Raw genomic sequence first — 12,428 nt, forward strand, 5'->3', positions numbered from 1 at the left:
CCGCGGGGGGGGGGTGGGGGGGGGCCCCCCGGCCCCGGCGAACCCCCCCGCGCGCCGCGGCGCCCCCCCGGGGGGGGCCCCTCGGTCGCCCCCCCCCCCCCCCCCCCCCGCGGCAGCCTTTCCGGGGCCCGCGACGCCTCCACCCACCCGGTCTGACCAGTCCGACAACACTCCCGGCCGCGAGGACCGTCGTACCCTTGGTGGGTGACCGACGCCGTAGCAGCCATCCCAGAAGAAGCAGCCCCGGTCCCGCTCCTCGAGCCGAAGGAGGGGATCCCGCCCGTCGTGGCGGACGAGCAGGCGCTGGCCGCCACCGTCGCCGCCTTCGCGGCGGGCACCGGGCCGGTCGCCGTCGACGCCGAGCGGGCCTCCGGCTACCGCTACGGGCAGCGCGCGTACCTCATCCAGCTGCGCCGCGCCGGCGCCGGCACCGCGCTGATCGACCCGATCGCCTGCCCCGACCTCAGCGCCCTGGGCGACGCCCTCGCCGACACCGAATGGGTGGTGCACGCCGCCACCCAGGACCTGCCGTGCCTGGCCGAGGTCGGCATGAGACCGCGACTGCTGTTCGACACCGAGCTGGCCGGCCGGATCGCGGGCTTCGCCCGGGTCGGCCTCGGGCCGATGACCGAGAGCGTGCTCGGGCTGAGCCTGGCCAAGGAGCACTCGGCGGTCGACTGGTCGACCCGACCGCTGCCCGAGCCGTGGCTGCGCTACGCCGCCCTGGACGTCGAGGTGCTGGTCGAGCTGCGCGACGCGCTCGAACAGGAGCTGGACGCCCAGGGCAAGCTCGGCTGGGCGACGGAGGAGTTCGCGGCGATCGCCGCCGCGCCCCGCCCGGCCCCGCGCACCGACCCCTGGCGGCGCACCTCGCAGCTGCACAAGGTCCGCCGGCGCCGTCAGCTGGTCGTGGTGCGCGAGCTGTGGCTGGCCCGGGACCGGATCGCGCAGGAGCGCGACGTCTCACCCGGCCGGGTGCTGTCGGACGCCGCGATCGTCAACGCCGCGCTGGCCATGCCGCTGAACATCGCCGCCCTGCAGGCCGTCCAGGGCTTCGGGCCGCGGGTGCACCGGCGCCAGCTGGAGCAGTGGCTGGCCGCCGTGCAGCGGGGCCGGGAGGTCCCGGAGAACCAGCTGCCGCCGGCCGCCGCGCCGCACGACGGGCCGCCGCCGCCGCGGGCCTGGGCGGAGAAGGACCCGGTGGCCGCCGCCCGGCTGTCCGGGGCTCGCGCCGCCGTGACCGAACTGGCCGAGCGGCACCACCTGCCGGCCGAGAACCTGATCACCCCCGACCTGGTCCGCCGGGTCTCCTGGGAGCCTCCGGCCGATCCGGGCGCGGACGGCGTGGCCGCCGCGCTGCGCCGGCTCGGCGCCCGGCAGTGGCAGGTCGACCTGGTGGCGCCGGTGCTGGCCGCCGCGTTCGCCGAGGCCGCCGACGCGCAGGCCTGACCGCAACCGCCCGGAGGGGGCGCCGTCCATCGGGACGGCGCCCCCTCCGGCGCGTCCGGGCAGGCCCCGCCGGTGGGACGTGTCGCGGGACACACGGGCCGAACCGTCCGAGGGGCCTGGGCAGGTTGGTTACCGACCGGTAGCATGGCGGTGAAGCGGCTCCGCACGGGTCTTCGCCGGCGGCAGCCTGCCCACCTCGAAATGTTGGTCCCTGGGAGGAGAGCCCCCGTGCCTCGTACCGCGAGGGACGTCGTCTTCGTCGATGGCGTCCGCACCCCGTTCGGCAAGGCAGGCCCGAAGGGCATCTACCACGAGACCCGCGCCGACGACCTCGTCGTCAAGTGCATCCGGGAGCTCGTGCGCCGCAACCCGAACCTGCCCGTCGAGCGCATCGACGAGGTCGCGATCGCGGCCACCACGCAGATCGGCGACCAGGGTCTGACCATCGGGCGCACCGCCGCCCTGCTGTCCGGCCTGCCCAAGTCCGTCCCGGGCTACGCGATCGACCGCATGTGCGCCGGCGCGCTGACCGCCGTGACCACCACCGCCGGCGGCATCGCCTTCGGCGCGTACGACGTGGTCGTGGCCGGCGGCGTCGAGCACATGGGCCGCCACCCGATGGGCGAGGGCGTCGACCCGAACCCGCGCTTCGTCTCCGAGAAGCTCGTCGACGAGTCCGCCCTGTTCATGGGCATGACCGCGGAGAACCTGCACGACCGGTTCCCGCACATCACCAAGGAGCGCTGCGACGCCTACGCGGTGCGCTCCCAGGAGAAGGCCGCCAAGGCGTACGCGAACGGCGACATCCAGCCCGACCTGGTGCCGATCTCGATCCGCAACACCAACCCCGAGGTCGGCGAGACCGGCTGGGGCCTGGCCACCGTGGACGAGCCGATGCGCCCGGGCACCACGATGGAGTCGCTCGCCGGCCTGAAGACCCCGTTCCGCCCGCACGGCAACATCACCGCGGGCAACTCGGCCGGTCTGAACGACGGCGCCACCGCCTCGCTGCTGGCCGCCGAGGACGTCGCCGAGGAGCTCGGCCTCCCGGTCAAGATGCGCCTGGTCTCCTACGCCTTCGCGGGCGTCGAGCCCGAGGTCATGGGCATCGGCCCGGTGCCGGCCACCGAGAAGGCGCTGGCCAAGGCCGGTCTGACCATCGACGACATCCAGGCCTTCGAGGTCAACGAGGCCTTCGCCGTCCAGGTGCTGTCCTTCCTGGACCACTACGGCATCGCGGACGACGACGAGCGGGTCAACCCGTTCGGCGGCGCGATCGCCTTCGGCCACCCGCTGGCCTCCTCCGGCGTGCGCCTGATGAACCAGCTGGCCCGCCGCTTCGAGCAGCGCCCGGACGTCCGCTACGGCCTCACCACGATGTGCATCGGCTTCGGCATGGGCGGCACCATCATCTGGGAGAACCCGCACTTCGAGGGTGGTAAGTGACCATGAGCACCACGACTGAGCTGCTCCAGCACGGCGCCGAGCTCTTCCCGGGCGAGGTCGTCACGACCGCGCACGTGCGCCACCTCGACCTGCCGCTGCAGGCCGGCAAGCTGGCCCTGATCACCCTGGACAACGGCTTCGACCACACCAAGCCGACCACCTTCGGCCCGGGCTCGCTGCTCAAGCTGTCCGTCGCGCTGGACCAGGTCGAGGCCGAGGCCGCCGAGGGCAAGATCGTCGGTGTCGCGATCACCGGCAAGCCGTTCATCTTCGCGGTCGGCGCCGACCTCAAGGGCGTCGAGCTGCTCAAGGAGCACGCGGACGCGCTGGCCATCGGCAAGGGCGGCCACGAGGTCTTCAAGCGGATCGCCGCACTGCCCGTCCCGTCCTTCGCCTTCTACAACGGCGCGGCGATGGGCGGCGGCGTCGAGGTCGGCCTGCACGCCACCTACCGCACCGTCAGCGCGGGCGTCCCGGCGTTCTCGCTGCCCGAGGTCTTCCTGGGCCTCGTCCCCGGCTGGGGCGGCTGCAGCATCCTGCCGAACCTGATCGGCCCCTCGAAGGCGATCAAGGTCATCATCGAGAACTCGATGAACCAGAACAAGCAGCTCCGCGGCAAGGACGTGTTCGAGCTGGGGATCGCCGACGCGATCTTCGAGCCGGCCGACTTCCTGGAGCAGTCGCTGCTGTGGGCCGCCAAGGTCCTCAAGGGCGAGGTCGTCGTCGAGCGCGAGGAGATCGACCGCGGCAAGGCCTGGGACGACGCCGTCGCCTGGGGCCGCCTGGTCGCCGACGCGAAGGTGCACGGCGCCGCGCCGGCCGCCTACAAGGCGCTGGACATCATCGCCCAGGTCAAGGACGCCGACCTGCAGGCCGGCTTCGACGCCGAGGACGCGGCCCTGGCCGACCTCATCATGAGCGGCGAGCTGCGCAGCGGCATCTACGCCTTCAACCTGGTGCAGCGCCGGGCCAAGCGCCCGGTCGGCGCGCCGGACAAGTCGCTGGCCCGCCCGGTCACCAAGGTCGGCGTCGTCGGCGCCGGTCTGATGGCCTCGCAGCTGGCCCTGCTGTTCGCCCGCCGCCTCGAGGTGCCGGTGGTCCTCACCGACATCGACCAGGAGCGCGTCGACAAGGGCGTCGGCTACGTCCACGCCGAGATCGACAAGCTGCTCGGCAAGGGCCGCATCGGCCAGGACAAGGCCAACCGCCTCAAGGGCCTGGTCTCGGGCTCGCTCGACAAGGCCGTGGCCTTCGGCGACGCGGACTTCGTGATCGAGGCCGTGTTCGAGGAGATGGGCGTCAAGCAGGCCGTCTTCGCGGACCTGGAGAACGTGGTCTCGCCGACCTGCGTGCTGGCCACCAACACCTCCTCGCTGTCGGTCACCGAGATGGCCTCGAAGCTGAAGCACCCCGAGCGGGTCGTCGGCTTCCACTTCTTCAACCCCGTCGCGATCCTGCCGCTGCTGGAGATCGTCCGCGGCGAGCAGACCGACGACGCCTCGCTGGCCACCGCCTTCGCCGTGTCGAAGAAGCTGAAGAAGACCTCCGTCCTGTGCAAGGACGCCCCGGCGTTCGTGGTGAACCGGATCCTGACCCGCTTCATGGGCGAGATCCAGAGCATCATCGACGAGGGCACCCCGATCGCCAGCGTCGAGAAGGCCGTCGAGCCGCTCGGCCTGCCGATGTCCCCGATCGTGCTGCTGGAGCTGGTCGGCCCGGCCATCGCCCTGCACGTCTCGGAGACCCTGCGCGGCGCCTTCCCGGAGCGGTTCTCCGTCTCCGAGAACCTCGGCAAGGTGGTCAAGGCCGGCAAGCGCGGCTTCTACACCTGGGTCGACGGCAAGCAGGTCCTCGACCCCGAGGTGCTGGAGCTGCTGTCCTTCGGCGACACGGTGCTCACCGAGGAGCAGGTCCTGAGCCGCGCCCTGGAGGCCGTGGCGCAGGAGATCGGCCTGATGCTGGAGGAGGGTGTCGTCGCCGAGGCGCAGGACATCGACCTCTGCATGATCACCGGCGCCGGCTGGCCCTTCCACCTGGGCGGGATCACCCCGTACCTGGACCGTGAGGGCGTCTCGGAGCGGGTGAACGGCAAGCGCTTCCTCGCCCCCGGCGTGGCCTCGGTGCCCGCGTAGGGCGTAGCGGTACGCACGACGGAGCCCCGGTGACCCGGAAGGGTCACCGGGGCTCCGTCGTGCTCCGGGGTGCCGTGCCGCCGTCGTGCCGCACCGCTGTCCTGCCGGGCCGCCGGGGGCCGCGGCCGGGGTCAGCGCTTGAGGCGGTAGACCACGGTGTCGGCGAAGACGCCGACCATCTCGTAGTGGGTGTCCAGCAGGTTCTCGATCCGCGGGACCATCACCGGCTGGTACGGGGCGATGCCCGAGTCGTCCACGACGACCTCGGGGAGGCCGTTGGCGAGCTCCTTGTCGAAGGTCTGCCAGGCGTTGTTGACGCTGAACTGCTCGCCCACGTTGGGGCTGCCGTCCTTGCCGCCGCTGTAGTTGGTCAGGAAGCCGGCCGTCAGGTAGCGGGTGGCGGGCTTGCGGTCGGCCAGCCAGTACAGCTCCGGGTGCATGCCCCAGACCAGCACGGTGTCCTTGGGGGTGGTCTGGGCGGCGACCGCGGTGGCGACCTCGGTGGTGCGGTTGAGCCGCTCCCCCGGCCAGGCCAGCGCCAGGCCCCAGAACACCGTCGAGGCGACCGTGGTGTACACCAGGACGGGCTTCCAGCGCACCGCCGAGGTGGCCACCGCGCCGGTCCCCAGCAGCACCAGCGGCGGGATCAGCTGCAGGTAGTAGTGGCCGAAGAAGTGGAACCCCACGCTGACCGCGACGACCGAGGAGGCCAGCCAGACCCAGAGGTCGGCGGTGGAGCCGTGCTCCTCGCCGGCGACCGGCAGCGGGCGGTGCCGGTACTTGAGCCAGAGCCGGCGCCCGACCGGGAGCAGGAAGCCCAGGCCGGCCGCGACCAGGATGGCCGAGTTGCCGAGTGCCCGGCCGACCATCTGCAGCCAGGCGCCGCCGAAGGAGGCGTAGTCGCCGCTGCCGGTGACCACCCAGAACAGGAAGCCCTTGGGCTTGGTCAGGATGACCGCGACCAGCGCTATCGGCAGCGTGAACCCGAAGGCGATCTTGAACAGGGCGGGCGGCCAGCGCACCCCGCGCCGGCGGGTGTCCTGGAACAGCATCCAGAGCACCGGTAGCAGCACCGCGCCGCCGGTCTGCTTGGTCAGCGAGCAGAGCGCCACCGCGATGCCGGCGGCCAGCCAGCGGCGGCGCTCGGCGTACCGGAAGGCCGCCACCATCGCGGGCAGCATGAAGACCTCGAAGGTCGCCGCCTGGGTGTCCTCCGGGGAGAGCCCGATGGAGACCAGCAGGTAGAGCAGTCCGGCGCCGGCCCCGGCCCGGTTGCCCCACCGGCCACGGGCGATGGAGGCCAGCAGGATCGCGGTGACCAGGTGGGCGGCCACCGCCAGCGTGCGCAGCGGCCACAGCGAGGCGGAGCCGAACACGGCGAAGCAGGCCTGGTAGAGCCAGGGCAGCAGCGGCGGCTTGCGGTCCACCACGGTGTCGTACAGCACTCCGCCGTCGGCCAGCATCCGGGCCTGTGTGGCCAGGAAGCCCTCGTCGGGGCTCCAGACCGGCCGGGCGAAGGACGGGACGTGGGTGACCAGCGCGACCAGCGCGAGCACCGGCACCAGCCTGGTCCAGTACCCGGCGCGGACTCGGGTCAGGACGCGCTCGGGCAGGCGCTCGGCCACGGCGGCCAGGCGGAGGCGGGTGGGGGTGGACACGGATGACAACCTACCGGGCGGGATCGGCGCGCACGGCGCCGGTCCCGCCATTCGGTGCGATTGTCAGCTTGTCTCGCGACGAACTGTTACAGGCCTACGACAAACGGTCGTCGTCGGAACGGGTGCCGCCCGCCCTCAGGCCTGGACCGGGGCGGCGTCCAGGCTGGCGACCAGGGCCGCCACCTTCGCGGCGATGTCCGGGGCGTTCAGACCGATCTCGGCCAGGATCTCGCCCCGGCTGGCGTGGTCCAGGAACTCCTGCGGGATCCCGAAGTCGCGCACCGGCAGGTCCACGTCCGCGTCGCGCAGCGCCTGGGCGACCGCGGCGCCGACACCGCCCACCCGGCCGTTGTCCTCGATCGTGACGACCACCCGGTGCTCGGCGGCCAGGCCCGGCAGGGCCGGGTCCACCGGCTTGACCCAGCGCGGGTCCACCACGGTGGCGGTGACGCCCTGGGCGGCCAGCAGGTCCGCGACCTCCAGGCTGGTCGGGGCCATCGCACCGACCGAGACCACCAGCACGTCCGCGCGGTGCGTGCCGCCCGGCTCCTCGGCGGCGCGCAGCACGTCCATGCCGCCGATCCGGCCCACCGCCGCGACGGCCGGGCCGACCGTGCCCTTGGAGTAGCGGACCACGGTGGGCGCGTCCTCGACCTCGACGGCCTCGCGCAGCTGGGCGCGGACCTGGTCGGCGTCGCGCGGGGCGGCGAGCCGCAGACCCGGGATGACCTGCAGGATCGACATGTCCCACATGCCGTTGTGCGAGGCGCCGTCCGTCCCGGTGACCCCGGCCCGGTCCAGGACGAAGGTCACGCCCAGCTTGTGCAGCGCCACGTCCATCAGGACCTGGTCGAAGGCCCGGTTGAGGAAGGTCGCGTAGACCGCGAACACCGGGTGCAGCCCGTTGGTGGCCAGGCCGGCGGCGCTGGTGACGGCGTGCTGCTCGGCGATGCCCACGTCGAAGATGCGGTCCGGGAACGCCTTGGCGAACGGAGCCAGGCCGACCGGGTGGAGCATCGCGGCGGTGATCGCGACGATGTCCTCGCGCTCGTGGCCGAGCGCGACCATCTCCTCGCCGAAGACCGAGGTCCAGTCCTTGCCCGAGCTCTTGACCGGCAGGCCGGTGTCCGGGTGGATCACGCCGACCGCGTGGAAGCGGTCCTCGTCGTTGTTCTCGGCGGCGTGGTAGCCGCGGCCCTTCTCGGTCAGGCAGTGCACGATCACCGGGCCGCCGAAGCCGCGCGCCTTGGTGAGCGCGGACTCCAGGGCGGTCAGGTCGTGGCCGTCGATCGGGCCGATGTACTTGAGGCCGAGGTCCTCGAACATGCCCTGTGGGGCGATGAAGTCCTTGAGGCCCTTCTTGGCGCCGTGCAGCGTCTCGAACAGCTGCTGGCCGACCACCGGGGTGCGCTGCAGCGCGTCCTTGCCCCAGGACAGGAAGCGCTCGTAGCCCTGGGTGGTGCGCAGCGTGGCGAGGTGGTTGGCCAGGCCGCCGATGGTCGGGGAGTAGGAGCGCTCGTTGTCGTTGACGACGATGACGACCGGCAGGTCCTTGGCGTCGGCGATGTTGTTCAGCGCCTCCCAGGCCATGCCGCCGGTGAGCGCGCCGTCACCGATGACGGCGACGACCGGGTCGGCCTTGCCCTTGATCCGGTTGGCCTTGGCCAGGCCGTCGGCGTACGAGAGGACGGTGGAGGCGTGCGAGTTCTCGATCACGTCGTGCTCGGACTCGGCGCGCGAGGGGTAGCCGGAGAGGCCGCCGCTCATCTTCAGCCGGGAGAAGTCCTGGCGGCCGGTGAGCAGCTTGTGGACGTAGCTCTGGTGGCCGGTGTCGAAGAGGATGCGGTCGCGCGGCGAGTCGAAGACCCGGTGCAGCGCGATGGTCAGCTCCACCACGCCGAGGTTGGGGCCGAGGTGGCCGCCCGTCTTGGCGACCTCGGTCACCAGGAAGGTCCGGATCTCCTCGGCCAGGGCGGCCAGCTGTCCGGGCGTGAGCCGGTCGAGATCGCGCGGTCCCCGAATGCGGGTCAGCAGGGCCACCCGTTCCTCCTCGTTCAGTGTTCGCGGACCGCGGGCGGTCCGAGGGGCTTCGCTGCCCGGTCTGGCGGCAGCCCGACGGTCGCGGCCGGTGCCGACCGGTCGAGTCTAATGTCCGCTTGCCGGACACCGAGCGGCGCGGCCCGTACCACCGATCGGATACCGCCATTCCCCGAGGTCGGCCCGGGGGCGCTCGTCACCGTGGATTGACGGACGGACGTGCGGCCGTGGTTCAGGCACGACCGAGTGCGCCGGACTCGCCCATCTCGCTCATCACCAGCGCCAGCGCGCCGAGCACCTCCGCCCGCCCGCCCAGGGTGCCGGGGACCACCGAGAGCTGGCGGGCCGCGCTCGGGATCGCGTAGCGGGCCACCGAGTCGCGGATCGGGGCGAGCACCAGCTCACCGGCCTCGGCGAGGTCGCCGCCGAGGATCACCCGGCGCGGGTTGAGCAGGTTGCACAGGGTGGCCACGCCGGTGCCGATCTGCCGGCCCGCGTCGGCGATCACCCGGCGGCACCCCAGGTCCCCCTGGTGCGCCAGCTCGACCACCCGCGGCAGGGTGAGGTCCGGGCCGAGCGTGGAGGTGAGCAGGGAGAGCAGGTACCGCGAGCCGACGAAGGTCTCCAGGCAGCCGCGGTTGCCGCAGCGGCAGACCGGCCCGGCCTCGTCCAGGGTGATGTGCCCTATCTCACCGGCGGTGCCGCCCGGGCCCCGGTAGATCTGGCCGTTGACCACCAGGCCGGCGCCGACACCGCTGGCCACCTTGATGTACGCGAGGTCGCTCAGCCCGCGCCCGGCCCCCCAGACCAGCTCGCCCAGGGCACCCAGGTTGGCGTCGTTGTCCACGTGCACCGGCATGCCGAGCCGCTCCGCCAGCTCCCGGCCGGGGGCGATGCCCGTCCAACCGGGCAGGATCGCGGTGGAGCCCAGCGCGCCCGTCTCCACGTCGATCGGGCCGGGCACGCCGAGGCCGACGCCGATCACCTTGTCCGGGCGGAAGCCGGCCTGCTGGAGCAGCCGCTCCACCATCGCCTCGGCCCGGTCGAAGCCCTGCGCGGCGGAGACGTCCACGTCGATCGGCGCGCTCTCCTCCGCGAGCACCCGGTGCGCCAGGTTCCCGACCGCGACGCGCAGGTGGGTGTGGCCGAAGTCGATCCCCACCACGATGCCGGCGTCCCCGCTGAGCGAGACGCTGCGCGCGCGCCGGCCGCCGGAGGAGGTGTCGGCGACCACGACGGTGCCGCTCTCCTTCAGTTCCCGCACGATGTTGGACACGGTGGCCGCCGAGAGGCCGGTGCCGCGGGCGATCTCGGCCTGGGTCAGCGAGCCGGCCATCCGCACCGCGCGCAGCACCCGCTCCAGGTTCGCCCGGTGCAGGGACGACTGCGAGCCCGGTGTGTCCGTCGACATGATCCACCCTCCCAGGGGGCGGGGGCCCCTCCGTCGGGACGTCCCCTTCAACTCCTGAAGGGTAGGGCCTGTCCCCCGGATCGGCTCGGGGCCGGGCCGATCCGGGGGACGGGGCCGGCCCCGCGGGCACCGCGGTGGCGGCGGAGTGAGCGGCGCGTGGAGGTGTTGCACAGCCTGGACCTGCAGGGACGGGCCACGGCCGTCCTGGCGGCGGCCGAAACCCACTCACCACTACCATGGTGCCCAATCTCACGCGCCCCACCGGACCGCGGACGGTACCGGGCAGGGGAACGCTTCCAGACATGACGGGGAATCAGATGGCAGGGGATCACCCTACGCCGGGGGCCGGCGAAGCACCGGGCAGCGGCCCGCAGGACAATCGGGGCGTCTCGTTCGGCCGCCCTCCCGGCGGCGTGGACCCGGCCGCCGTAGCGGACCAGATGACGCAGCTCGACGGCGCACCGATCCCGGGCCCGGCCGCACCCGCCGGACCGCCCCCGGCCCAGCCGCCGGCACCGCCCGCGCAGCCGCCGGCCGGCGGCGTCGACTACGCGGCGTACGCGCCCACCGCGGCCGGCTTCCCCAGCCAGGCCCCGCCGCCGGCCGGGGCGCCGGTCGGCCCGTACGACCCCGTCGCCGGGGGCGGCTACCCCGCGCCCGACGCCGGCCAGTCCTACGGCGCCGGCTACGGCTACCCGCAGCAGCAGCCGGGCTACACCTACCCGGGTGCGCCGGCGGTGCCGCCCGCGCCCAAGCAGCGCAACCCCGTGATGCTCTGGGGCGGGATCATCGGCGGCGTCCTGGCGATCGCCATCGTCGCCGCGCTGGTCGTGCTCCTCAAGGGCTCCGACCCGGACCCGGCGCCCAACGCCAACGGGGGCACCACCACCTCCGGCGGCACCACCGGCGGCGTCACCGACGCACCGACCGTCGACGGCACCACCGGCGGCAGCAGCACCGGCGGCGGCGGTGGCGGCAAGGCCAGCTACACCATCGCCTGGAACGCCGCCAAGGCCACCACCGGGGACGGCAGCTCGCAGATGCTCGGCATCTGGGGCACCGACAAGCTCGCGGTGCGCGCCGACAGCACCGGCATCAAGGCCTACAACACCTCGGACGGCAAGGAGGCCTGGACCATCGCCGTCCCGGGCGGCAGCAAGGAGCTGTGCACCGCCTCCTACGCCTCCAACTCCAAGAACATCGCCGCCGTCTCCTTCAACACCGGTGACAGCGACTGCTCCACCATCGGCGCCGTCGACCTCGCCCAGGGCAAGCTGCTCTGGACCGTCAAGGTCTCCAACGACCGGATGTCCTCGCCGACGCTCAGCGTCACCGACAAGGTGGTCGCCATCGGCGGCAACGTCGTCGGCGGCCTGAACATCGACAACGGTGCCGCGGTCTGGCAGTTCCAGCCCCGCGACAAGGACTGCAGCCTGTACGGCCGCGCCGCCGGCAGCCAGATCGCCGTCAGCGACCGCTGCTACGGCGGATCCGGCCCCAAGTCGCAGCTGGTCGTCGTGGACTCCGACACCGGCAAGACCACCAGCTCGCCGATCACCCTCACCGGCACCATCGAGCGGATCGACAAGGTCGTCCAGGACCAGCCGCTGGTGCTGCTGATGAGCAGCGGCCCCAACGGCGACTACATCCTGCCGTTCGACAAGAGCAACAAGCCCGGCAACCAGATGTCCGTCAAGGAGCCCGGCGCGGACAGCCTGCGCCTCTCCGGCCAGGCCGACGCCTACACCCAGAACGTGGTCAGCGGCACGACCCTGTACGCGCAGATCAGCGGCAGCAAGTCGGGCATCAACGCGTACGACCTGACCACCGGCAAGCGCATCTGGTCCACCGCGAGCAGCAGCTCCAGCAACGACATGCGGCTCGTCTCCGGCACCGACAAGGACGGCAAGGTCCGCGCCATCGTCAGCCAGGGCTACAACAAGCCCGCCCGGCTGGTGACGCTCTCGCCGACCGACGGTTCGATGACCGACCTCGGCACCATGGCGATGCCCGACGGCCTCGACATCGGGATGAGCCTGTCCGAGTACATCCTCTCCAACGACGGCAACGCGGTGTACGCCTTCCGTCGCGGCAGCTCCGACGCGCCGCTGACGAAGTGGAAGAAGTGACGCCGCCGACGCGGGACGCGTGACGCCGCGGAAGCGGAACCGGTGACACCGGGCGGGGGGGGGGCGGGGGGCCCCCCCCCGGCCCCCCCCCCCCCCCCGGGGTGGTGGGGGGCCCCCCCCCGCGCGGGGGGGGGGGGTCCCAACCCAACACCCCAACGGTTGGGGC

At 72.9% G+C, this 12,428-nt stretch carries 7 protein-coding genes; 4 read left to right on the forward strand and 3 right to left on the reverse strand.

Features of this window, described 5'->3' with window-relative positions; all coding sequences use genetic code 11:
- The first annotated feature begins 204 nt into the window (after nt 1–204).
- The 3 genes from ACIRS1_RS25670 to ACIRS1_RS25680 all read left to right on the forward strand — a co-directional run bounded on the left by ACIRS1_RS25670 (nt 205) and on the right by ACIRS1_RS25680 (nt 5,027).
- A complete protein-coding gene (locus tag ACIRS1_RS25670) occupies nt 205–1,449 on the forward strand; it encodes an HRDC domain-containing protein (protein WP_360215817.1) in 1,245 nt (414 codons plus the stop codon).
- A gap of 228 nt (nt 1,450–1,677) precedes the next feature.
- Complete coding sequence (locus ACIRS1_RS25675) at nt 1,678–2,895, forward strand: acetyl-CoA C-acyltransferase (RefSeq protein ID WP_360215820.1); 1,218 nt, start codon at nt 1,678–1,680, stop codon at nt 2,893–2,895.
- A gap of 2 nt (nt 2,896–2,897) precedes the next feature.
- The gene (locus ACIRS1_RS25680; protein ID WP_360215823.1) at nt 2,898–5,027 is read left to right on the forward strand and encodes a 3-hydroxyacyl-CoA dehydrogenase NAD-binding domain-containing protein; all 2,130 of its coding nucleotides are present in this window, start codon (nt 2,898–2,900) and stop codon (nt 5,025–5,027) included.
- Nucleotides 5,028–5,158: 131 nt separating this feature from the next.
- Here ACIRS1_RS25680 and ACIRS1_RS25685 read toward each other — a convergent pair whose 3' ends face one another.
- From ACIRS1_RS25685 to ACIRS1_RS25695, 3 genes are all read right to left on the reverse strand, one after another.
- Nucleotides 5,159–6,685 carry a glycosyltransferase family 39 protein gene (locus ACIRS1_RS25685; protein ID WP_360215826.1) on the reverse strand — a complete coding sequence of 509 codons (1,527 nt, stop codon included), beginning with the start codon at nt 6,683–6,685 and terminating at the stop codon, nt 5,159–5,161.
- Nucleotides 6,686–6,820: 135 nt separating this feature from the next.
- Complete coding sequence (dxs, locus tag ACIRS1_RS25690) at nt 6,821–8,725, reverse strand: 1-deoxy-D-xylulose-5-phosphate synthase (protein ID WP_360215829.1); 1,905 nt, start codon at nt 8,723–8,725, stop codon at nt 6,821–6,823.
- A 229-nt stretch (nt 8,726–8,954) separates the two neighbouring features.
- Nucleotides 8,955–10,133 carry an ROK family transcriptional regulator gene (locus ACIRS1_RS25695; protein ID WP_360215832.1) on the reverse strand — a complete coding sequence of 393 codons (1,179 nt, stop codon included), beginning with the start codon at nt 10,131–10,133 and terminating at the stop codon, nt 8,955–8,957.
- A 440-nt stretch (nt 10,134–10,573) separates the two neighbouring features.
- Here ACIRS1_RS25695 and ACIRS1_RS25700 point away from each other — a divergent pair, with 440 nt between their 5' ends.
- Nucleotides 10,574–12,262, forward strand: coding sequence for a PQQ-binding-like beta-propeller repeat protein (locus ACIRS1_RS25700; RefSeq protein WP_402843881.1), 1,689 nt, complete (start codon nt 10,574–10,576; stop codon nt 12,260–12,262).
- The last annotated feature ends 166 nt before the right edge of the window (nt 12,263–12,428 follow it).

Origin of the sequence: Kitasatospora sp. NPDC101176, from assembly GCF_044768035.1 — a bacterium.
Taxonomy (GTDB): domain Bacteria; phylum Actinomycetota; class Actinomycetes; order Streptomycetales; family Streptomycetaceae; genus Kitasatospora.

Excerpts from the sequence above, each read along its gene's own strand:
- ACIRS1_RS25700 (WP_402843881.1), top strand. The coding sequence starts at position 10,574 with ATGACGCAGCTCGACGGCGCACCGATCCCGGGCCCGGCCGCACCCGCC.
- ACIRS1_RS25680 (WP_360215823.1), top strand. The coding sequence starts at position 2,898 with ATGAGCACCACGACTGAGCTGCTCCAGCACGGCGCCGAGCTCTTCCCG.
- ACIRS1_RS25695 (WP_360215832.1), bottom strand. The coding sequence starts at position 10,133 with ATGTCGACGGACACACCGGGCTCGCAGTCGTCCCTGCACCGGGCGAAC.